General features: G+C 68.5%; 16 protein-coding genes. 11 read left to right on the forward strand and 5 right to left on the reverse strand.

Annotation, left to right across the window (positions count from 1 at the left end; all coding sequences use genetic code 11):
• Window positions 1-111 precede the first annotated feature (111 nt).
• Together ACFPME_RS05550 and glnA are read right to left on the reverse strand one after the other, a co-directional pair.
• Window positions 112-2,331 (reverse strand): glycoside hydrolase family 20 protein, encoded by a 2,220-nt coding sequence (locus tag ACFPME_RS05550; protein WP_377302940.1) that lies wholly within the window; start codon window positions 2,329-2,331, stop codon window positions 112-114.
• A 255-nt stretch (window positions 2,332-2,586) separates the two neighbouring features.
• Window positions 2,587-3,996: a type I glutamate--ammonia ligase gene (glnA, locus tag ACFPME_RS05555; RefSeq protein ID WP_377302942.1), complete on the reverse strand. Its 1,410-nt coding sequence runs from the start codon at window positions 3,994-3,996 to the stop codon at window positions 2,587-2,589.
• A 262-nt stretch (window positions 3,997-4,258) separates the two neighbouring features.
• On the opposite strand from glnA, the gene ACFPME_RS05560 reads away from it, so the two are divergent.
• Both ACFPME_RS05560 and ACFPME_RS05565 read left to right on the forward strand, forming a co-directional pair.
• On the forward strand, window positions 4,259-5,056 hold the full coding sequence (locus ACFPME_RS05560; RefSeq protein ID WP_377302944.1) for an undecaprenyl-diphosphate phosphatase: 798 nt from the start codon (window positions 4,259-4,261) through the stop codon (window positions 5,054-5,056).
• Window positions 5,057-5,112: 56 nt separating this feature from the next.
• Window positions 5,113-6,690: a winged helix-turn-helix domain-containing protein gene (locus ACFPME_RS05565; protein WP_377302946.1), complete on the forward strand. Its 1,578-nt coding sequence runs from the start codon at window positions 5,113-5,115 to the stop codon at window positions 6,688-6,690.
• A gap of 3 nt (window positions 6,691-6,693) precedes the next feature.
• On the opposite strand, the gene ACFPME_RS05570 is transcribed toward ACFPME_RS05565, so the two are convergent.
• Together ACFPME_RS05570 and ACFPME_RS05575 are read right to left on the reverse strand one after the other, a co-directional pair.
• The gene (locus tag ACFPME_RS05570) at window positions 6,694-7,818 is read right to left on the reverse strand and encodes a serine hydrolase domain-containing protein (RefSeq protein WP_377302948.1); all 1,125 of its coding nucleotides are present in this window, start codon (window positions 7,816-7,818) and stop codon (window positions 6,694-6,696) included.
• Window positions 7,819-7,969: 151 nt separating this feature from the next.
• Entirely contained in the window at window positions 7,970-8,941 is a 972-nt protein-coding gene (locus tag ACFPME_RS05575; protein WP_377302950.1) for a LysR family transcriptional regulator, read from the reverse strand.
• 143 nt (window positions 8,942-9,084) lie between these two features.
• Here ACFPME_RS05575 and ACFPME_RS05580 point away from each other — a divergent pair, with 143 nt between their 5' ends.
• From ACFPME_RS05580 to ACFPME_RS05600, 5 genes are all read left to right on the forward strand, one after another.
• Window positions 9,085-10,335 carry an efflux RND transporter periplasmic adaptor subunit gene (locus ACFPME_RS05580; protein ID WP_377303643.1) on the forward strand — a complete coding sequence of 417 codons (1,251 nt, stop codon included), beginning with the start codon at window positions 9,085-9,087 and terminating at the stop codon, window positions 10,333-10,335.
• A 167-nt stretch (window positions 10,336-10,502) separates the two neighbouring features.
• Entirely contained in the window at window positions 10,503-13,694 is a 3,192-nt protein-coding gene (locus ACFPME_RS05585) for an efflux RND transporter permease subunit (RefSeq protein ID WP_377302952.1), read from the forward strand.
• Window positions 13,694-15,142 carry an efflux transporter outer membrane subunit gene (locus tag ACFPME_RS05590; protein ID WP_377302954.1) on the forward strand — a complete coding sequence of 483 codons (1,449 nt, stop codon included), beginning with the start codon at window positions 13,694-13,696 and terminating at the stop codon, window positions 15,140-15,142. The genes ACFPME_RS05585 and ACFPME_RS05590 overlap by 1 nt, the downstream gene beginning before the upstream one ends.
• A complete protein-coding gene (locus ACFPME_RS05595) occupies window positions 15,139-15,876 on the forward strand; it encodes an SDR family NAD(P)-dependent oxidoreductase (protein WP_377302956.1) in 738 nt (245 codons plus the stop codon). Before ACFPME_RS05590 ends, ACFPME_RS05595 begins: the two co-directional genes overlap by 4 nt.
• Window positions 15,877-15,918: 42 nt before the next feature.
• Window positions 15,919-16,953 carry an NADP-dependent oxidoreductase gene (locus tag ACFPME_RS05600; protein ID WP_377302958.1) on the forward strand — a complete coding sequence of 345 codons (1,035 nt, stop codon included), beginning with the start codon at window positions 15,919-15,921 and terminating at the stop codon, window positions 16,951-16,953.
• 30 nt (window positions 16,954-16,983) lie between these two features.
• Here ACFPME_RS05600 and ACFPME_RS05605 read toward each other — a convergent pair whose 3' ends face one another.
• A complete protein-coding gene (locus ACFPME_RS05605) occupies window positions 16,984-17,415 on the reverse strand; it encodes a nuclear transport factor 2 family protein (protein WP_377302960.1) in 432 nt (143 codons plus the stop codon).
• A gap of 427 nt (window positions 17,416-17,842) precedes the next feature.
• On the opposite strand from ACFPME_RS05605, the gene ACFPME_RS05610 reads away from it, so the two are divergent.
• The 4 genes from ACFPME_RS05610 (at window position 17,843) to ACFPME_RS05625 (ending at window position 22,766) form a co-directional block, all read left to right on the forward strand.
• Entirely contained in the window at window positions 17,843-18,796 is a 954-nt protein-coding gene (locus ACFPME_RS05610) for a TolB family protein (RefSeq protein WP_377302962.1), read from the forward strand.
• A 179-nt stretch (window positions 18,797-18,975) separates the two neighbouring features.
• A complete protein-coding gene (locus ACFPME_RS05615; protein ID WP_377302964.1) occupies window positions 18,976-20,763 on the forward strand; it encodes a TolB-like translocation protein in 1,788 nt (595 codons plus the stop codon).
• A gap of 120 nt (window positions 20,764-20,883) precedes the next feature.
• Window positions 20,884-22,014, forward strand: coding sequence for a sensor histidine kinase (locus ACFPME_RS05620; protein WP_377302965.1), 1,131 nt, complete (start codon window positions 20,884-20,886; stop codon window positions 22,012-22,014).
• Window positions 22,011-22,766, forward strand: coding sequence for a LytR/AlgR family response regulator transcription factor (locus tag ACFPME_RS05625; RefSeq protein ID WP_377302967.1), 756 nt, complete (start codon window positions 22,011-22,013; stop codon window positions 22,764-22,766). The genes ACFPME_RS05620 and ACFPME_RS05625 overlap by 4 nt, the downstream gene beginning before the upstream one ends.
• Window positions 22,767-22,933: the final 167 nt, after the last annotated feature.

A 22,933-nucleotide genomic window follows, 5' to 3' on the forward strand; every position in this document is an offset into this window, starting at 1 on the left:
GCAGGCGACCGGCTGTTGTTGGCCGAAAGCCGCCTTCGAAACTCCTCGCTTGTCATCCGACTCCCCTGACGCCCACTGACCGAACTCCCGAGCCAAAGTCACCCGTGCGTTTTACCGCACGAGAATCTCGTCAGTAAACAAATGCGCCGGCTTCCCCGCGCCCTCATGGCCGGGCGGCAGCATGCCGTAGTTCTGCGCGGTGACGCGCAGGTAGCGGGCGGTCACCGGGGTGGCGGTGTCGAAGCATACGGTGCGGATCATCGCGCGCAGGTCCATCGGGTCCACTGCAATCGGCGTGGACTGCAGCGTGCGCCAGGTCTTGCCGTCGTCCGACACGGCGTAGGTGACGCGGCGCGGCAGCAGCGCCCAGGAACCGCTCTGCTGCAGGAAGCGCATCTGGATGCTGTGGAACGGCGTGGCGGGCTGCAGGTCGAGGGTGGCGTCGAGGTCGTTGCCGCGCCAGCCCACCCACAGGCCGTCGTTGAAGTTGTCGTCGCCGATCACGCCGTCGACCAGTTGCGTGGCGGCACCCGCGTAGTGCGGGTCGGGCGCGGTGAGGTAGGTGACCGGTTTGCCCAGCGCCTTGTTGTCGACGGTCTGGAAGGTCTGGCTGGGCAGGTACGGCACGCCGTGGCGGAAAGGCGCGACCTTGAGCGTCGCCGGTGTGTAGCGGTCCAGCACGTCGCCGAAGGTGGGCGACTGCGCGGTCGGTTCGCTGCCGTCCACGGTGTAGTGCAGTGCGATGTCGTCGAAACCGCGCGCGGCACGCACGCGCCAGCGATGGTGCGGCGGGTTGTAGTCGAGCTTGTAGTCGACCAGGTCGCGATCTTCCGGGCCGTAGGCAATGTGCTGTGCATCCAGCCACGGGTATTGCGCGCGCAGGCGCCGCTGGAAGTCGGCGTAATCGTGGACGTCGGGGTTCCACAGGCGCTCGGCCAGCGCGAGCACGCGCGGATAAAGCATCGCTTCCAGGTTGCGCGGCGTGACGTATTCGCTCCACAGCGGCGCCTCGGCGCCGAGCACCTGGTCCTGGTGTCCCGCGAAAGCCGGCGATGCAAACGGGTTGATGCGGTAGATGTCCTGCGTGGTGAGCTCCTCGATCGGCGTGTCCAGGTAGAACGGCCCGGCGACGATCAGCCGGTTGCCGTTGGCCAGCGCCTTGGCCGCCTCGGCGTCGCCGCGCCACATCTCCACCACCGCGTTGTGGTCGGCGCCGCCTTCGAGGATCTCGTCCCAGCCGACCAGGGTCTTGCCGCGCGCTTCGAGATCGCGCTGGATGCGCTGGACGAACCAGCTCTGCAGTCCGTCGACATCGACCATTTGCTGATCATGCATGCGCTGCTGCGAGGAAGCGCTCTGCGCCCATTGCTGCTTGGGCACCTCGTCGCCGCCGATGTGGATGTAGGGCGCGGGGAACAGCGCGGCCACCTCGTCGAGCACGTCGTGCAGGAACGCAAACGTCGCCTCGTCGCCCGCGCAGTAGATGTCGGTGAACACGCCCCAGGTGGCCGGCACCGCAATCGGCTGCTTCGGGCAGGACAGCGACGGGTAGGCCGCGACCGCCGCCGACGCATGGCCGGGCATCTCGATCTCCGGCACCACCATCACGTTGCGCTGGCGCGCGTATTCGACGACGTCGCGGATGTCCTGCTGGGTGTAGAAGCCGCCGCTGCGGCTGCCGTCGGCCTCGCTGCGCCAGGCGCCGACGCTGGTGAGCTTCGGGTATTTGCGGATGGCGATGCGCCAGCCCTGGTCGTCGGTGAGGTGCCAGTGCAGCACGTTGAGCTTGTAGCGCGAGAGCAGGTCGATCTGCTGCCTGACCAGCGCCACCGGAATGAAGTGCCGCGCCGCGTCCAGCATCACGCCGCGCCAGGCGTAGCGGGGCGCGTCGTCGATGCGCACGGCGGCGATCGACAGGCTGGCGTGATGCCCGGGCGGCAGCAGCTGCCGCAGCGTCTGCACGCCCCAGAACAGGCCGCGGTCGTCGGCCGCCGCGATCACGATGCGCTGCGGCGTCACGGCCAGCCGGTAGGCCTCCTCGCCTTGCACCGAGGGGTCGGTGCGCAGCTCGATGCGCGGTTGCCTGGTGGTGGCCACGCCGATCCGCAGCGCGATGCCGCTGTCCTCGCGGATGCCATCGCGCAGGAAGGCCGCGATTTCCTGCGCACGTCGATCGGCCGGCGCGACGATGCGTACGTTCCGGTTCAGCGCAAAGCTGCCGTGGCCTGCCTCGATCCGGTCCGGTTGCGGGAGGAGCGCTGCCTGCGCGTACGCTGCTTGAGCGAATGCCGGGAACGCGAGAAGCATCAGGGCAAGGGCGTGTCTGCGCATGGCCGATCTTCCAGGAAGGTAGCTTGCTCGTACGGTGGAACGATGCTGGTGCGAGGCCTCCGCTAAATCAAGCAACGAGGCTCACGGAGAAAAGCGGTCGGTCTGCTGTCGCTGGATGTGAAAGCGGTGGCGGAGGCGGAGCCAGTGGCCATGCCGCAGGGTACGAGCGAGCGGACCCCGGGGAGCTCGTTCGGCGCTGCCAGAAATGACAACGGGCGCCATGGCGCCCGTTGTCGTTCGCGCTGCCGCAGTGGCTTACAGCGAGTAGTACATCTGGAACTCCAGCGGGTGCGTGCTGGCGCGGTACTTGGTGACCTCCTTCATCTTCACCTCGATGTAGGCGTCGATGAAGTCGTCGGTGAACACGCCGCCGGCCTTGAGGAAGTCGCGATCCTTGTCCAGCGCTTCCAGCGCGGCGTCGAGGCTGGAGCACACCTGCGGGATGTTCTTCTCCTCTTCTGGCGGCAGGTCGTACAGGTCCTTGTCGGCCGGCGCGCCGGGGTCGATCTTGTTGATGATGCCGTCCAGGCCGGCCATCATCAGCGCGGTGAACACCAGGTAGCCGGAGTTCATCGGGTCGGGGAAACGCACCTCGATGCGGCGGCCCTTGGGGCTGGCCACGTACGGGATGCGGCAGCTCGCCGAGCGGTTGCGTGCGGAGTAGGCCAGCATCACCGGCGCCTCGAAGCCCGGCACCAGGCGCTTGTAGCTGTTGGTGGTGGAGTTGGCGAACGCGTTGATCGCGCGCGCATGCTTGAAGATGCCGCCGATGTACCACAGCGCGGTCTGCGACAGGCCGCCGTACAGGTCGCCGGCGAACAGGTTCTCGCCGTTCTTGGCCAGCGACTGGTGCACGTGCATGCCGCTGCCGTTGTCGCCGACCAGCGGCTTGGGCATGAAGGTGACGGTCTTGCCGTTCTGGTGCGCCACGTTCTTGATGACGTACTTCATCGTCATCAGCTCGTCGGCCTTCTTCACCAGCGTGTTGAAGCGCACGCCGATCTCGCACTGGCCCGCGTTCGCCACTTCGTGGTGGTGCACCTCGACCTTCTGCCCCAGCGACTCCAGCACCTTGCACATGTCGGCGCGCAGGTCGCCCAGCGAGTCGACCGGGCTGACCGGGAAGTAGCCGCCCTTCACGCCCGGACGGTGGCCGGTGTTGCTGCCCTCGTACTTGTAGCGCGAGGACCACGCCGCTTCCTCGGAACCGATCTCGTAGAACACGCGGCCCGGGTCGTTCTGCCAGCGCACCGAGTCGAAAATGAAGAACTCCGGCTCCGGACCGAAGAACGCGGTGTCGGCGATGCCGGTGGATTTCAGGAACGCCTCGCCGCGCTTGGCGATCGAGCGCGGGTCGCGGCCGTAGGCCTGCATCGTCGACGGCTCCAGCACGTCGCAGTGCAGGATCAGCTGCGGGTGCGCGCTGAACGGATCGAGGTGGGCCGTCTCCGGATCGGGCAACAGCACCATGTCCGATTCGTTGATGCCCTTCCAGCCGGCGATCGAGGAGCCGTCGAACATCTTGCCGTCCTCGAACGTGGACTCGTCGATCGCATGGGCCGGGAAGGTGACGTGATGGTGCACGCCGAGCATGTCGGCGAAGCGGAAGTCGACGAATTCGACCTCGTGTTCCTGGATCAGGTCGAGCACTTTGTTGGCGGACATGGCGGAGCCTCGGGATGGGGTAAGGGATGAAGCTGTTTAGCAAACCCTGTGCCACGATGCGGAAAGCTATTGTGTACGGGGAAGCGAGGGTTGTGGCCGGTCGGCGAACAGGCAAGATAGCACCAACACCACACCTGCCTTTCGATGGTTTGCACTGGCGTGGTGCGTTCGGCGCGATCATCCCTTGCGCCGGCAATATCCGTAAGCTATGCCGCTACCGACGGCTGCCGTCGGGCACGAATCACTTCCCCGGAACCCACCCGTGACCGACCTGCTCCGCGTCATCCTGCTCGGCATCATCGAAGGCATTACCGAATTCCTGCCGATCTCCTCGACCGGCCACCTGCTGATCGCCGAGAAGTTCGGGCTGGGCGCTCGCTCGGACCTGTTCAACATCGGCATCCAGGCCGGCGCGATCCTGGCGGTCACGCTGATCTACTGGAAACGCATCTGGCAGCTCCTCACCCAGTGGCGCGACCCGGCCAACCGCGACTACCTGTTGAAGCTGGTGGTGGCGTTCGCGATCACCGCCGTGCTCGGTTTCGTCGCGGTGAAACTGGGCTTCAAGCTGCCGGAGACGGTGACCCCGGTGGCCTGGGCGCTGGTGATCGGCGGCCTGTGGATGATCGCCGCCGAACGGCTGGCCGCGCGCCAGCCCGATCGCAGCGAGGTGACCTGGAAGGTGGCGATCCTGGTCGGTATTGCGCAGATGCTCGCCGGCATCTTCCCCGGCACCTCGCGCTCGGCCGCGACGATCTTCGCGGCACTGCTGTTCGGCACCAGCAACCGCGCGGCGGCGACCGAATTCGCCTTCCTGGTCGGCATCCCGACGATGTATGCGGCGACCGGCTACGAACTGCTGAAGGTGGTGAAGGGCGGCGGCGCGGCGCACGAGGACTGGACCGCGCTCATCGTCGGCTTCGTGGTGTCGGCGATCGTCGCGTTCATCGCGGTGAAGTGGCTGCTCGGCTACATCCGCAGCCACAGCTACACGCCGTTCGCGGTCTACCGCATCGCGTTCGGCGTGGCGCTGCTGTTGCTGGTGCCGGCCGGAGCGTGAGCGCACCTTGCGATCCGTGACATAGTTCCTGGCACTTCTTTACGGCGACGACTCGCGTGGATCAGCCGCCTTCCTACCAGTTGCTGGACCTGGACATCGACCTTGCCCGCCAGCGCGTCAGCCGCGCCGGCGAAGTCCTCGACGTGCAGGGCCTGAGCTTCCGGCTGCTGGCCTGCCTGCTGCGCCACGGCGATGCCGTGGTGGACTTCGACACGCTGATGGCCGAGGTGTGGGCACCCGCGCTGGTCAACGAGGAGACCGTCACCCAGCGCGTGAAGCTGCTGCGCCAGGGGCTGGGCGACGACGGGCGCCGCCCGCGCTACGTCCGCTCGGTGCGCAGCCGGGGCTACCAGTTGTGCGAGGCGCCACGGCTGGCTGCGGCGCCGGGGCAGGACCCGCCTCCCGTCCGGCGGCGACGGCGGGCTCCATGGGCCGCGGGCCTGGGCGCGCTCGTGTTGGTGGCGGGCGGCGCATGGTGGTGGCAGCGCCCTTCGGCGGACACGATCCGCTCCGATCCCGCGCAGGTACTGCTCAGCCGCGCCGCCTACTACGCCGGCATCGGCCAGAAGGACAACAACGAACGCTCGATCGGCCTGTACCGGCAGGTGCTGGCGCGCGCTCCCGCCGACACGGCGGCGCGGATCGGCCTCAGCCTCGCGTATGGCGCACGGGTCTGCCTGTACAACTTTCCCTACGCGTGGACGACGCAGGCGCAACGCGAGGCCGAAACGGTGCTGCGGGCGGAGCCGCGCAACGCTGGCGCCTGGGCCGCGCTGGCCTATGCGCACGATTGCCGCGGCGATCTGGCCGCCGCGTTGAAGGCCTACGAGAAGGCGGTCGCGCTGGATCCGGCGAACGACCGGGCACGCGCCTCGGCGGCCTACCTGTACCAGGAGCAAGGCCGGCTGGCCGAGGCGCTGCGCGCCAACCTGGACATCCGCGGCGATCCGGCGCGCCTGCGCTTCCGCGAGGTGCAGATCGCGCGCGAACTGGAACTGCTCGGCTTCGAGGACGCGGCCGAACAGCGTTTCCGCGCCAGCTTCCAGCTCTACCCCGACAACGTCTTCTCCAATATCGCCTGGCCGCGCCACCTGTTCCTGCAAGGGCGCTTGCGCGAGGCGCAGGAAGCGCTGGACGAGGCCATGGCGCGCCACACGCCGCACGTGGACCTGCACGTGCTGGCTGGCGAACTGGCCTTGCTGCGCGGCGATCGCGCCGCCGCGCAGGCGGCCTTCGAAGAAGCGCACCGGCTGCGCCCGCAGATGAGTTTTCCCGCCACCCTCGCCATGCTGTACGGCGGTACGCCGCCCTCCGCCGCCTGGCTGGACGAACGCATCGCGGACATGCAGCGCCAGTTCGGCGAGGGCCGGGGCTTTCCCGGCGACCGCCTCGAACTGGCGCTGCTGCAGGAGGCGCGCGGCCTCCGCGCCGAAGCGTTGCGAAGCCTGGACGCGGCGGTCCAGGCGGGCTACAGCGACCGCGCCTACGTGCAGACCTCGCCGCTGTTGCATCGGCTTGCCGGCGACCCTGTCGTTGCCGCGGCGATCGACGCGCTGAGCCGCCGCGTCGCGATGCAGCGCGCGCAGGTGCTGGCCGCCGGCTGGCGACCGGCCGATCTGCGCGGCGCACCGTGAAGCTCAGCGCGGCAGCGCCTTCAGCACGTACTCGCGGAAGATCTCCTGCGACTGCGGATGCGCGTAGCGCTGGTTGTAGGCGGTGCTGGTGATCACCGCGACTAGCCGCCGCGACGGCACCACGAAAACGTAATTGCCGCCGTTGCCGCCCATCGCCCAGACCGGCTCGTCGGTGCCGGTGACCGGCTTGCGAAAATTCCACCAGAGGTAGCCGTAATCGGCATCGTCGCGCGCCCGGGCATGGGCGGTGAGCATGGCGCGCATCCACGCTGCGGAGATCACCTGGCGGCCGTGCCAGCTGCCTTCGTCCAGCGCCAGCTGGCCCAGCTTGGCGAGGTCGCGGCTGCGGTAGCGCGTGCCGCCGCCGCCCATGCCGATGCCGAGCGGCGCGGCATTCCATTGCGCATGCCCGATGCCGAGCGGCTTTTCGAGCGCCTCGCCGGCGAAGCGCGCCAGCGGCATGTGCGCCGCCCGCTCCACCACCGCCCCGGCGACGAAGGCGCCGGCGGTGCAATAGGCGAATGCCCGGCCGTGCGGACTGTCCTGGGGCTTGGCCATCCAGGGGGCGAAGCCCTTGATCGGCAGGTCCAGGGCAAATTGCAGCCAGTCCTCGGTCACGTACATGCGCTCCTCGTTGCCCGAGGAGAACGCGTTTTCGTCGTCGCACTCCCACAGGGAACTCATGGTGAGCAGGTCTTCCAGCGTGATCGCCTGCTTGCGCGGGTCCGGGTGCTGCAGCGGCCGCTTGTCGGGGAAATAGTCGTAGACCTTGGCCTGCGCGCCGGGAATCAGCCCGCGGTCGATCGCCGCGCCGACCAGCAGCGCGGTGACGCTCTTGCTGGCCGAGCGCACGTCGTTGAGGCGTTCCGGGTCGCCGCCGTTGAAATAACCCTCGTAGACCAGCCTGCCGTCGCGGGCGACCAGCACGCTGGTGATGCCCGGGTAGCTGCCGCTGCGGATCTTCGTTGCGAGGGCGGCCAGGCGGGCGACATCCGCATGCAGGGTACGGGCATCGGCCACGGGCCAGCCGTCGTCGCGCGCAGCAGGCGCACGGTAGTCGGCGGCGTGGAGAGGGAGGACGCAGGCGGCCAGCAGGCCGGCGAGGAGGTGAAAGCAGGCATGTCGCATCGGTGGACTCCGTGGTGGGTGCCACGGAGTTCAGCCGGCCGGCGAATGAAGTGCCGGAAAGGCGAATGAAGAATTCCAAAGGCCAGCCGTTTTCCCCGGCCTGGCGCAGGGCATCCGCCTTCCGGCCGGCCGCGGTGGCCGCGTGCTGCGTCTATGCCGCTTCGACCAGCACCTCCTCGGGCTCCGTTTTCGGCATGGCCTTCTGTGCACCGATGGCGCACTGGCCCGGCTGGTTGGTGCGGTCGAACAGCTCGCGCACCCATTCGATGAAGGCCTGCACGCGGGCCGACAGGTGCTTCTTCTGCGGGTACACGATCCACACCGGCTTGCCGGTGGAGCGGGTATCGGTCATCACCAGTTCGAGCATGCCCTTCTCCAGCATGCACGCGGCCAGCATGCGCGGCACCTGGGTGATGCCGAGCCCGGCCGCCACCGCCTGCAGCACCGACTCGCCGTCGTTGATCAGCATGTGCGCATCGATGTCCACGCTCACCTGTCCACCCGGCGTGTCGAACTGCCACTGGCGCGGACGGCCGTTCGGATAGACGTAGTTGATGCAGCGGTGATCCTTCAGGTCCTCGATGCTGTGGGGTGCGCCGTACTTGCGCAGGTAGTCCGGCGAGGCGCACACCACGTTGCTGAGGTAGCCGATCTTGCGCGCGATCAGGCTGGAGTCCTCCAGCTGGCCGACCCGGATCGCGCAATCCAGGCCCTCGCCGTTGAGGTCCATCGGCGTGTCGCTCATCGACAGCTCCAGCCGGATGTCCGGGTAGCGCTGCTCGAATTCGCTCAGCCGCGGGATCACCGCGGCACGGCCCACCGACAGCGAAATGCCCACGCGCAACTTGCCGGTCGGCTTGCTGTTGGCGAAGTTCAGCGCTTCGGTCGCCTCGGCCAGGTCGGCGAGGATCTCCTTGCAGCGTGCATGGAACGAGGCGCCCTCGTCGGTGAGCCGCAGCGAGCGGGTCGAGCGGAACAGCAGGCGCGCGCCAAGCTGGGTTTCCAGCCGCGCCACCGCGCGGCTCACGCCGGAGGGGGTCATGCCGAGCTGGGCGGCGGCCGCAGCGAAACTCTTGGCCTCTACCACGCGGACGAAGGTCGAAATTGCGGAAAAGTCTTCCATTGTTTCAATTCCTCGTGGATTCGTGACTAAGGCTCACGAGTGTAATGCGCAAGAAACGGATTTTCTATACCACGAAGTACACCTATTCTCTCGACCCTTCGCCGGACGACCTGCGTCCGGCCAACAAGATTCGGGAGCGTGAGATGAAAAGACAATGGATGCTGGTCCCCCTGATCGCCGCTGGTGTCCTGGGCAGCTGGGTTCTCCTGCACGGCGCCAACAGCCAGGCGCAAACCCCCGCCGCCGGCGCGCCGCCCGAAGTCACCGTGGCGCAGGCGCTGAGCCGCAAGGTCAGCGACAGTGCCGAGTTCACCGGCCGGCTGCAGGCGGTCAATACCGTGCAAGTGCAGCCGCGGGTCGGCGGCTTCGTGGAGTCGGTGCACTTCCAGGAAGGCGCGCTGGTGCACAAGGGCGACGTGCTGTTCCAGCTCGACGCGCGGCCGTACCAGGCTGAAGTGGACCGGCTCAGCGCCAACCAGGCGCAGGCCAAGGCCGAATTGAGCCTGGCCGAGACCAACCAGCGCCGCGCCCAGATGCTGCTGGCCCAGCACGCGATCTCGCAACAGGAAGCCGACCGCCAGGCCACCACCGCGCAGAGCGCACGCGCCCAGCTGGGCGCCGCCACCGCGGCGCTGGCCGCGGCGCGGCTGAACCTGGACTTCACCCAGGTGCGTTCGCCGATCGAGGGCCGCGTCAGCAATGCCCGCGTCACCCCCGGCAACCTGGTCACCAGCAGCGACGTGCTGACCAGCGTGGTTTCGGTCAATCCGGTCTACGTCTATTTCGACGTGGACGAACAGACCTGGCTCAAGCTCGATCACCTGCGCAGCGGCGCGGCCAAGGCCGGGCGCAGCGCCCGGATCGAGGCTGCGATGGGACTGGCCGACGAGTCCGGCCATCCGCATCAGGGCCGCCTGGACTTCGTCGACAACCAGTTGCACAGCGGCTCCGGCACGATGCGCCTGCGCGCGGTATTCGACAACGGCGACGGCCTGTACACGCCCGGCCTGTACGCCCGCGTGCAGCTGCAGAGCGGCCAGGCCAGGCCGCGCGTGCTGGTGGACGATCGGGCGATCGGCACCGACCTCGGCAACCAGTTCGTCTACGTGGTCGGCAAGGACCGCAAGGTGCAGTACCGCAAGGTCGATACCGGCGCGCTGTTCCACGGCCTGCGTGTGATCGAGAGCGGCCTGGACGCGAACGACATGGTGATCGTCAACGGCCTGCAGCGCGTGCGTCCGGGCGCCGAGGTCAATCCGCAGAAGGTGGCGATGTCGTACCGGCTCGACGCCGCCGACAAGGCCCTGGTCGAACGCGGCGATGCACCGGCCGCCATCGATTCGCGCACGGCGCAGACCGGCCCGGCGGCGCCGCAAGGCGAGCCACAAGGCTGAGCACCCGCATCCTCTGCTGCGCGCACAGGGATGGCGCAAGGCCCTTCGGGTGAACCGCGAAGCATCGCCCCGGCTGGGGGATTCCCATCGGACATCAACCTTCTCCTGACGCAGGAGGAGGAGCAAAAAAGACCGGGGCTCACCGAGCCTCGTCGAGGATCCATTGCATGAAAAACGTCGCCCAATTCTTCGTCGACCGGCCGATCATGGCCGCCGTGCTGTCGCTGCTGTTCGTGATCACCGGTTCGATTGCGGTGTTCAAGCTGCCGATCAGCGAATACCCCGAGGTGGTTCCGCCCACCGTGGTGGTGCGCGCTGCCTACCCCGGCGCCAACCCCAAGGTGATCGGCGAAACCGTCGCCACGCCGCTGGAGGAACAGATCAACGGCGTGGAGGGCATGCTGTACACCTCCTCGCAGGCGACCAGCGACGGCGCGCTCACCCTCACCGTGACGTTCGCGCTGGGCACCGACCTCAACACCGCCCAGGTCGACGTGCAGAACCGCGTGGCGCAGGCGTTGCCGAAGCTGCCGGAGGAAGTGCAGCGGCTCGGCGTCACCACCCAGAAGAGCTCGCCCGACCTCACCATGGTGGTGCACCTGACCTCGCCGGATCAGCGCTACGACATGCTGTACCTGTCGAACTACGCGCGCCTGCACGTCAAGGATGTGCTGGGCCGGCTCGACGGCGTCGGCGACGTGCAGATCTTCGGCGCCGGCGAATACTCGATGCGCGTGTGGCTGAACCCGCAGAAACTCGCGCAGCGCGGGCTCACCACCGGCGACGTGATCAACGCGATCCGCGAGCAGAACGTGCAGGTCGCCGCCGGTGCGCTGAACGCGCCGCCCGGCCCGGGCAACTCGGCGTTCCAGCTCAACATCAACACGCGCGGCCGGTTGATCAGCGAGGACGACTTCCGCAACATCATCGTGCGCACCGACGCCAACGGCGGCGTCACCCATCTGAACGACGTCGCCAAGGTCGACCTGGGTTCGAACAACTACGCGCTGCGTAGCCTGCTCGACAACAAGCCGGCGGTGGCGTTGCCGATCTTCGCGCGGCCCGGCTCCAACGCGATCCAGATCTCCGACGAAGTGCGTTCGACCATGACGCAGCTGAAGAAGGAGTTCCCGCAGGGCGTCGACTACTCGATCGTGTACGACCCGACCGTGTTCGTGCGCGGTTCGATCGAGGCGGTGGCGCACACGCTGCTGGAAGCGATCCTGCTGGTGGTGCTGGTGGTGATCCTGTTCCTGCAGACCTGGCGCGCCTCGATCATTCCGCTGGTGGCGGTGCCGGTATCGCTGATCGGCACGTTCGCGGTGATGTACCTGGCCGGCTTCTCGCTCAACGCGCTGAGTCTGTTCGGATTGGTGCTGGCGATCGGCATCGTGGTCGATGACGCGATCGTGGTGGTGGAAAACGTCGAACGGCATATCGAACTGGGGCAGTCGCCGCGCGAAGCCACGCGCAAGGCGATGCACGAAGTCACCGGCCCGATCGTGGCCACCGCGCTGGTGCTGTGCGCGGTGTTCATCCCGACCGCCTTCGTCAGCGGCCTCACCGGCCAGTTCTATCGCCAGTTCGCGCTGACCATCGCGATCTCCACGGTGATCTCCGCGTTCAACTCGCTGACCCTGAGCCCGGCCCTGGCCGCCGTGCTGCTGAAGGGTCACAACGCGCCGAAGGATCGTCTCACCCGCGGCATCGACCGCGCGTTCGGCTGGCTGTTCCGTCCATTCAACCGCCTGTTCCATCGCGGTTCGGAGCGCTACGTCGGCGGCGTCAAGCGCATCGTCGGCAAGGGCAAGCTGGCGCTGGTGGTGTATGCCGGCCTGATCGCGCTGACCTGGTTCGGCTTCTCGCACGTGCCGACCGGTTTCGTGCCGGGCCAGGACAAGCAGTACCTGGTGGCGTTCGCGCAGCTGCCCGACGCTGCCTCGCTCGATCGCTCCGAAGACGTGATCCAGCGCATGGGTGCGATCGCCTTGAAGCAGCCGGGCGTCGAGCATGCCGTCGCCTTCCCTGGCCTCTCGATCAACGGTTTCACCAACTCGACCAACTCCGGCATCGTGTTCGTCACGCTGAAGCCGTTCGAGGAACGCCGCAGCGCGGATCTCTCGGCCGGCGCGATCGCCGGCGCGCTGAACCAGAAGTTCGCCTCGATCCAGGATGCGTACATCGCGGTGTTCCCGCCGCCGCCGGTGATGGGCCTGGGCACGATCGGCGGCTTCCGCCTGCAGCTGGAGGACCGCAGCGACCGCGGTTTCGACGAGCTGTACAAGCAGACCCAGAACCTGATCGCCGCCAGCCGGAAGGATCCGGCACTGGCCGGACTGTTCTCCAGCTTCCAGGTCAGCGTGCCGCAGGTGGATGCGGACGTGGATCGCGAGAAGGCCAAGGCCGAAGGCGTGAACCTGGGCGACGTGTACCAGACCATGCAGGCCTACATGGGCTCGCTCTACGTCAACGACTTCAACCGTTTCGGGCGCACCTACCAGGTCAATGTGTCGGCCGACCCGGCGTTCCGCCACACGCCGCAGGACATCCTGCAGCTGAAGACGCGCAACGCGCAGGGCCAGATGGTGCCGCTGGGTTCGTTCGTCACCGTGCAGCAGGGTGCCGGCCCGGATCGCGTGCAGCACTACAACGGCTACCCGACGGCCGAAATCAACGGCGGCCCGGCGCCGGGCTACAGCTCCGGCCAGGCGCAGGCGGCGATGGAGAAGCTGGCCAAGGACAACCTGCCCAACGGCATCAGCTTCGAGTGGACCGAGCTGACCTACCAGCAGATCCTCGCCGGCAACACCGCGATCCTGGTGTTCCCGCTGTGCGTGCTGCTGGTGTTCCTGGTGCTGTCGTCGCTGTACGAAAGCTGGTCGCTGCCGCTGGCGGTGATCCTGATCGTGCCGATGGTGCTGCTGTCCGCGATCGCCGGTGTGTGGCTGAGCGGTGGCGACAACAACATCTTCACCCAGATCGGATTGATCGTGCTGGTCGGGCTGGCGTGCAAGAACGCGATCCTGATCGTGGAGTTCGCCCGCGAACGCCAGCATGAAGGCATGAGCCGGCACGAGGCGGTGCTGGAAGCGGCCAAGCTGCGACTGCGCCCGATCCTGATGACCTCGTTCGCCTTCATCATGGGCGTGGTGCCGCTGGTGACCTCGCACGGCGCCGGCGCCGAGATGCGCCATGCGATGGGCGTGGCGGTGTTCTCCGGCATGCTGGGCGTGACCATCTTCGGGCTGATCTACACGCCGCTGTTCTACGTATTGATTCGCGCCCTGGTCGAACGCCGCGAGGCGCGCGCGGCCGAACGTGCCGCCGCGCATGCGCTGCCGGCGCTGGAGAACCACTGATGAAGACGATGCTCAAGGTGGCCGCGCTCGCCGCGGCCCTGGCTCTCGCCGGCTGCGCCAGCGTGGGCCCGAACTACCACGAAGTGAAACCTGCCGCGCCGCAACTGCAGGGCCTCGACGCCGCGCAGGAAAACAACGCGCAATTCCAGGCCGCGTGGTGGAAGCAGTTCAACGATCCCGTGCTGGACGCGTTGATCCAGCGCGCCGCGGCGAACAACCTCGACCTGCGCATCGCGGTGGCGCGCCTGCACGAATCGCGGGCGCTGCTCAGCGGCGCCAAGTCCGACCAGCTGCCGACGATCGACACCAACGTGAACTACACGCGCAGCCGCGGCCAGCAACCCGGCTTCGGCACGCAGCGGCAGACGGTGACCACCTACCAGGCCGGCTTCGATGCCTCGTGGGAGCTGGATCTGTTCGGCGGCGTGCGCCGTTCGGTCGAGGCGTCCGGTGCGGACCTCGGCGCCAGCGAGGCGGCGCTGCACGACGCGCAGGTCAGCCTGCTCGCCGAAGTGGCGCGCAACTATTTCGAATTGCGCGGCAGCCAGCTGCGGCTGGACATCGCCCGGCGCGACATCGACAGCGAGCAGCAGACCGTGCACCTGACGGATCTTCGCCAGCAGCTCGGCTCCGGCTCCGAGCAGGACGCGGCCAGCGCGAAGGCCCGCCTCGCCGCGGTGCAGGCGCAGTTGCCGCTGCTGCAGACCCAGGCCAGCGCAAGCGAGTTCCGGCTCGCCGTACTGCTCGGCGAAAGGCCCGGCGAGCTCGACATCGACGTGTCGCCGAAGAGCTTCACCCCGATCGCGGCGAGCCTGCCGATCGGCGATGCCGGCGACGTACTGTCGCGCCGTCCGGACGTCCGGATGGCCGAACGCGAATACGCCGCCGCCACCGCGCGCATCGGCGTGGCCAAGGCGGATTTCTTCCCGCACATCACGCTGGGCGGCTTCCTCGGCTTCCTGTCCGGGCGCAGCAACGACTTCGGCAGCCCGGCGACGCGCGCGTGGTCGCTGGCGCCGAGCATCAGCTGGCCCGGCCTCAACGTGCAGCGCGTGCGCGCCAACCTGCATGCCAGCGAGGCGCGCGCCGATGCGGCGCAGGCGAACTACCGGCAATCCGTGCTGCTGGCGATCGAGGACATCGACAACGCGGTCACCGGCTTCAACCAGCAGCGCGTGCGCGTCGATCACCTGATCGAGCAGGGCACGCAGAGCAAGCGCGCCGCCGACCTGGCCCGCGTGCGCTACCAGGAGGGCGCCACCAGCTTCCTCGAACTGCTCGATGCCGAGCGCACCCAGCTCGCCGCCGAAGACGACCTGGCCCAGGCCGAGGCGGCGATCAACACGCGTGCCGTAGCGCTGTACAAGTCGCTCGGTGGCGGCTGGCAGGCCTGCGGCGACGAGCACTGCAGCGCCATCGCCAAGGCTGACCCAAGCGCCGCGCCATGAGCCGGCCGGCCCGCCGCGTACCGGTCACCGCGACCGCGCCGGTCTACCGCGTGGCGCTGGTCAGCGGCGCCAACCGCGGCCTCGGCTTCGAGGTGGCGCGCCAGCTCAGCGAGCGTGGCATGACCGTGCTGCTCGGTGCGCGCGATTTCGACAAGGGCCTGCACGCGGCACGCAAGCTCGCCGGCGCGGCCGGCGAGGTGATCGCGGTGCAGCTCGACGTCACGCAACAGGACCAGGTCGACACGCTGGCGCGCTGGATCGAGATCACCTACGGCCGGCTCGACGTGCTGGTCAACAACGCCGGTGCGCACTACGACCCCGCGACGCGTCCGGCCACCACCGACATCGCACCGGCGCGCGATGCGATGGACATCCATCTGTTTGGCAGCTGGCGGCTGTGCAGCGCGCTGCTGCCGCTGATGCACCGCCACCATTACGGCCGCATCGTGAATGTCTCCAGCGGTTGCGGCGCGACTGCCACCGGAGGTGCCGGCTGTCCGGCCTACCGGATCTCCAAGGCGGCTCTGAACAGCTATACCCGCTCGCTCGCCGCCGAACTCGACGGCAGCGGCATCGTGGTCAACGCGGTGTGTCCCGGCTGGGTCGCCACCGACATGGGCGGATCCGGCGGACGACCGGTGGCCGATGGCGCGGCCGGCATCGTCTGGGCCGCCTGCCTGCCGCAACCCATCACCGGCGGATTTTTCCGCGACGGCCAGCGCATCGCCTGGTAACCGCCAGCACCGCCCGGATAGATCCCGCACAGGAGTCCGTACATGCCCCAGATCGACACCATCAATCGCCGCATCGTGCTGGCCGCCCGCCCGCGCGGCCTGCCGACGACGCAGGATTTCCGTCTCGAGCAGGCGCCGGTTCCCGAGCCCGCCGACGGCCAGGTGCTGCTGCGCACGCTGTACCTCTCGCTCGATCCCTACATGCGCAACCTGATGGAAGAAGGCGGGACGAGCTATGCGCCGGCGGTGCCGCTGGGCGAGCCGATGGTCGGCGGCACGGTCAGCCGCGTGGTCGCCTCGCGGCATCCCGGGTTCCATCCCGGCGAGCTGGTCCTTGGCAATACCGGCTGGCAGGACCATGCGCTGTCCGACGGCAGCGACCTCACGCCGCTGGCCGAGACCGCGCAACCCTCGCTGGCGCTGGGCGGGCTGGGCATGCCCGGCTTCACCGCCTACGTCGGCCTGCTCGACATCGGCCAGCCACGGCCGGGCGACACCGTGGTGGTGGCCGCGGCGACCGGCGCGGTCGGTGCGGTGGTGGGGCAGATCGCCCGGCTCAAGGGTGCGCGGGTGGTCGGCATCGCCGGTGGCGCCGAGAAGTGCCGCTACGCGGTCGACGAGCTGGGTTTCGACGCCTGCCTCGACCATCGCGCGCCGGCGCTGGGCGAGCGCCTCGCCGCGGCTTGCCCGGACGGCATCGACGTGTACTTCGAGAACGTGGGCGGTGCGGTGTTCGACGCCGTGCTGCCGCTGCTCAACATCGGCGCGCGCGTGCCGGTGTGCGGGGTGATCGCGCACTACAACGACCAGCAACCGCCGCCCGGACCGGACCGGCGGCCGCAGCTGATGACGACCGTGCTGCAGAAGCGCATCCGCCTGCAGGGCTTCGTCATCCTCGACCACTACGGCGAGCGTTTCGAGGCGTTCCGTCGCGACATGCAGGCGTGGCTGGACGCTGGCCAGCTGAAGCTGCGCGAGGATCGTGTCGACGGCCTGGAAAACGCCGCGGAGGCCTTCATCGGGCTGCTCGAAGGACGCAACTTCGGCAAGCTGGTGGTGCGCGTGGCGGATGCCTGACGCGCGCCGAACCGCGCCGCCCGTGCCGCCTCAATTGTTCCGTGCGCCGCTGTGCTGCGAATACAGCGCATGCCAGCGGCCGTGCACATAGACGAAGATATCGGACGAACGCACATCGCTGGCCGCGCCCTTGCCCGGGTCGTAGAACGACAGGATCGCGGTGTCGCCGTGGATCACCACGGCCTTGCCCGATGGATGCGCCTTGATCCAGGCCTCGACCTTGCGCCGCTCGGTGTCGGAGCCGCGGTTCTTCGCCGCGTGCGCCACGATCGCGGACTTCGGATGCACCGCGCCGTCGGCGCCGACCGAGCGGTACTCGGGCAGCAGCATGTCGTCGAGCCATGCCGTATCGCCACCGAGCTCGGCCTCCAGCCAGTGCTGGTCGACCGCGATCACCGCTGCCTCGGTCCTGGCAGTTTCGTCCACGCCGGTCGCCTGCGTGGCGGAAGTCGCCGCGATCACGCCCGTCGTCCCCATCGTTGTCGCGGCAAGGCACGCCAAGCCGGTCCGGAAGAGAAAGTGCTTGCGCATGCTGCTGCCCTCGTCCGCGGCGACATTGCCGCTGACGCAGCCTGCCTGGCCTGGTGCTGCGCGGCACCGTTCTTGTGACGACCGACGGCGACGGCGTGACAAACGGTCGCGAGACGTTCCCCGGCGGTCGCGATGACCGGTGCGCGAGCCACGCGGATATCGGCATTCGCCGCCGTCACTTTCGGCCGGCTGCGCGCGCACGCGTGCCGTTCGTCACCTCCGCGGCGCCTTCTGTCACAAGTTGGGCGCCGCCGCGGATTGTCCGTGCCAGCCTTGCCTCACCTTCTACATCGACGCCTTGCCTGATGGCTCGTGCAGCGGACACGCGGCGAGAGAGATGGATAGGCGGGAGAGCGACGTGCGATTGCCGGCAATTTTCGTGATCTTCGCAGCCACCGTGGCGCTCGCCGGCATGGCCGACGCGGTCCACGTCACGCCAGCAGATTCCCCGCCAGCGGTCACGATCTTCGCGCCAGGCGCGATCGCCGGACCCGCCAACGATGGCGCGGCGGCGTTCACCCCGGATGGCGCGACGGTGGTCTTCATGCGCGACACCGGCGGTGGCCCGGTCCTGATGGAATCGCAGCGCGAACATGGCCGCTGGTCGGTGCCACGCGCGGCGTCGTTCTCGGGACATTGGCACGACCTCGATCCGGCGATGGCGCCGGACGGTTCGTTCCTGCTGTTTGTCTCCAACCGTCCGGCCACGCCAGGCGGCCCGCCGATCGACGCGGTGCGTGCCGGCAAGCGCCGCGCCGGGCAGGGCATGAACCTGTGGCGGGTGAACCGGCAGGGCGACCACTGGGGTACGCCCGTGCGTCTGCCCGACTCCGTCAACGTCTGCTCGCTGATCTCCTCCCCGAGCATCGCCGCCGACGGCAGCATCTATTTCATTGGCTGCGCTGGGCCCAACGGCGACTTCAAGCTGTTGCAGTCGTCGTATCGCGAGGGCCATTACGCGGCGCCTCACGTGGTGGCACTCGGTGGCACGGACGCGACGATCCGCGACCCGGCGATCGCGCCCGACCGCTCGTTCATCGTCGTCAGCGTCAAGCATGCGGCGCAGGGGCCGTATCGCCTCGCCATCGCGTTTCGCACGCCCAATGGCTGGAGCACGCCGCGCGATCTCGGCGACGCGGTCAACGGCGGCGAAAGCATGGGCGCCCAGCTGGGCCCCGATCACCGCACGCTGTACTTCTACAGCGATCGTCGCCTGCCGGCATCAGACCCGCATGCCGCAGCGACGTGGAACAACGGAGCCGACCATATCTGGCAGGTATCACTGGCACCGTGGCTGGATGCACGCGGGTAACGGCGCGCCACCGTCGCGTTCGGCCATCCGCACATGCACGCATGCCGGTCGTCACCACCACGGCGCCGGTCGTCACAAGACCGGCGACGTGATTGATCCTCTGTGCCAGCGTTGCCTGGCCATCCACAACGACACCATCGCCCACGCTTGCCCAGCGACGTGCGGCAAGGGAGACAGACATGCGATTGCCGGCAATCTTCATGGTCCTTGCAGCCGCGGGCGCGCTCGCCGGCACGAGCGGCGTGGTGCGTGCCACGTCACCGGATGCTCCGCCGACGCCGACGATCTTCGCGCCCGGCGCCATCGCCGGAGCCGATGACGATGGCGCCGCAGCGTTTACGCCGGACGGCGCGACGGTGATCTTCATGCGCGGCACCGACAGTTTCACGCTGGTGGAATCGCATCGCCAGGACGGCCGCTGGTCGGCGCCACGGGCCGCGTCGTTCTCGGGGCAGTGGCGCGACCTCGATCCGGCGATGGCGCCGGACGGTTCGTTCCTGCTGTTCGTCTCGAACCGGCCGGCCGCGTCGGGCGGCTCGCCCATCGACGCAGTCAGCGCGGGCAAGCGTTACGCGGGCCGCGGCATGAACCTGTGGCGGGTGGATCGGCAGGGCGACCATTGGGGCGTGCCGGCGCGCTTGCCCGACACCGTGAATGGCTGTCCGATGACATTCGCCCCCAGCATCGCCGCCGACGGCAGCATCTACTTCATCGGCTGCGCCGCGCCGGCCGGCAGCCTTCAGCTGTTGCGCTCCGTGTACCTCGACGGGCATTACCTGGCACCCCGCGCGGTGAAGCTCGGCGATGCGGGCATGCAGATCCGCGATCCGGCGATCGCCCCCGATCAATCGTTCATCGTCGTCAGCACGAAACCCGCGGGCAGCCAGCAACCCTATCGGCTGGCCATCGCGTTCCGCACGCCCGCCGGCTGGAGCGCACTGCGCGACCTCGGCGACACGGTGAACGCCGGCAAGCACAGCATGGGCGCCCAGCTGGGTGCCGATCACCGCACCCTGTATTTCTACAGCGACCGTCGCCTGCCGGCCTCGGACCCGGATGCCGGGGCAACCTGGAACAACGGGGCCGATCACATCTGGCAGGTGTCGCTGGCACCGTGGCTGGGCGCGCCTTCCGCGGCGGCTCCCGCAGCCTCCGGTTCGCTCCCGGCGGAGCTGCCGTGGGGAACGGGCAACGATGCCTCGCCCGCGTTCACACCGGACGGCCAGACGGTGGTGTTCGCGCGCGGGCAAGGGCCGACGCGGCGGATCTACCTTGCGCATCGACAGGCGGGGAGCTGGTCGACGCCGGAACGTGCGCCGTTCTCGGCGCAGTGGATGGACCTGGAACCGGCGATGGCGCCCGATGGTTCGTACCTGGTCTTCATCTCCAACCGGCCGGCCACGGCCGGCGGCAAGGCGCTGGACGGCTACTTCGGCGGCAAGCCGCAACCCGGCCGCGGCGGCAACCTGTGGCGGGTGAACCGCGAGGGCGCTGGCTGGGGCACGCCGGTACGGCTTCCCGATATCGTCAACGCCAGCCCGGCGACCTATTCGCCAACCGTGGCGGCGGACGGCAGCCTGTATTTCATGAAGCCCGATCCGCAGAGCCGACATCTGCGGATCTACGTCAGCCAGTTTGCCGGCGGGCGGTTCCAGCCGCCGATGCGGCTGCCGTTGCCCTCGAACGACGGCGTGGCCGACGATGTGGATCCGGCGATCGCGCCGGACAAATCCTTCATCGTGTTCAGTTCGAATCGCAAGCCCGCCGCCGCGGACACGAACGATCTGTTCATGGCCTTCGCCACCCCTGCGGGCTGGGGCCCACCGATCCATCTCGGGCCGTCCGGCGAGGAGGCGCGTCTGGATCCGGACCTGTCCACGCTGTATTTCACGGCGGCGGACAAGCACATCCATCACCTGTCGATCGCACCCTGGCTGGCGGAACACGGGGCGACCAGACCCCGATGAGGCAGCGCGATGATGTACTTGCTGCCGAAACGGCAACGCTGCGCTGAATCCGGGCTCGCGCCCCGCCCGACACCGCTTCCCGCCTATCCGCCGGACGCACGGCTTGGGCATACTGCGCGGATGAACAGAGCGCCAGCGGCGGGCATCGCCAGCAAGCATCCCGTGCCGGACCACATCACCTCGCGAGGGCCAAAGACCTGGAGCCTGGCGTTCGTTTTCTGGACGCTGCTGGCGCTGTCTTACGCGCTGAGCTCGGGGCTGTCCGCGCTCAGCGAAGGGCACGAGCCGTCGTGGCTGCGCGGGCTCGTCTGGAACGCTGCCGACTTCTATCTGTGGATGCTGCTGACACCGGCTATCGGCTGGCTGGGCCGGCGCAGTGCCGGTCGCAGCTGGCCACGCTTCCTGCTCCTGCACGCGCCCGCCAGCATCGGCGTGGCGCTGGCGCAGACGGTGCTGCAGCTGCTGATCTTCTGGACCGTGAGCGGTCCGGGCAAGATGCCGGTGACGTCGTTCGTCGGCTTCGTCCAGATGGAATTTGCCTACAAGTTCCAGCAGGCGCTGGTGATCTACTGGGTGATCCTGGCGGTGCTGCGCGGGATGGAATCGCGCCGGCACCTGCGCGACGAGCGGTTGCGCCGCACCCAGCTTGAAACGCAACTGGCGCAGTCGCAGTTGCAGGCGCTGCGCATGCAGCTGCAACCGCACTTCCTGTTCAACACCCTCAACGCGATCTCGGCGCTGGCGCTGGCCGATCCGCTGCAGGCACGGTTGATGATCGCGCGGCTCAGCGACTTCCTGCGCCTCACCCTGGAAGAGCGCCACGCGCCGCAGGTACCGCTGGCGCGCGAGCTGGAATTCCTCACCTGCTACCTCGGCATCCAGCAGGTGCGCTTCCAGGATCGGCTCAGCACGCGACTCGACGTGGCCGACGACACGCTCACGGCGGCGGTGCCCAACCTGATCCTGCAGCCGCTGGTGGAGAACGCGTTGCGCCACGGCCTGCAGGACAAGCCCGGCGCCGGCACCCTGCGCATTTCCACGCGCCGCGACGGCGACCAGCTGCAGCTGCGCGTGGATGACGACGGCCTCGGCCTGCCGCCGGCCGGCACGGCCGAAGGCATCGGCCTGGGCAATACGCGCTCGCGCCTGCGCATGCTGTTCGGCGACGCGGCACAGCTCCAACTCAGCCCGATCCCCGGTGGCGGCACGCGCGCCGAGGTGCGCCTGCCGTTCGCCGAGCACGTCGCATGAACACGCCGCGCCTGCGCACCGTGCTGGTCGACGACGAGGTGCTGGCACGCCTCGCGTTGCGCCAGGCACTGGCCACCCACGACGAAGTGGCGATCGTGGGCGAATGCGGCAACGCCGCCGAGGCGATGCAGGCGGTGCGCGCACTGCAGCCGGACCTGCTGTTCCTGGATATCCAGATGCCCGGCATGGACGGCTTCGAACTGCTGCACGAACTGGCGCCCGACCGTCTGCCGCTGGTGGTGTTCACCACCGCGTTCGCCGAACACGCGCTGCGCGCGTTCGATGCGATGGCGCTGGATTACGTACTCAAGCCGATCGACCAGGCGCGCTTCGACCAGGCGATGGCGCGGGTGAATCGCCACTGGATCGGCCTGCACGCCGGCACCGCTGATGCGTCCGCAGCGATGCCCGCCGACGGCTACGTGCAACGCCTGAGCGTGCGCCACGGCGAACACATCCGCGTGCTCGCCGTCGACGACATCGACTGGATCCGCGCCGACGGCAACTACCTGCACATCCACATCGGCCCCACGCGCTACCTGCACCGCGACACCCTGCGCCACCTGCTGCTGCAACTCGACCCCGCCCGCTTCCTGCGCATCCACCGTGGCACCCTGGTCAACCTGTCGCGCATCTGCGAGGTGCATCCGTTGTTCAAGGGCGGCGCGGAGATCGTTCTGCACGATGGCACCCGATTGGATCTCAGTCGGCGGTTTCGTGCGGGTGCACGCAGCGTGCTTGGCCTGCCCTGAAGCTTCCGTGCCTGTCCGTTGAACCCTGCGTGGCGGGGCGAGTGCCATCTCATCAACCACGACCGGGCCAGAGATCGTCGCCGACGCCATCCATCAGGCGTTGGCCATCGCTGCGGAACAAGCGGTCCTTCACCGACAATGGCCAAAAAAACAATCGGGTTGCCGGG

This window comes from Rhodanobacter umsongensis (assembly GCF_042654965.1).
In the GTDB taxonomy this organism is placed as follows: domain Bacteria; phylum Pseudomonadota; class Gammaproteobacteria; order Xanthomonadales; family Rhodanobacteraceae; genus Rhodanobacter; species Rhodanobacter umsongensis.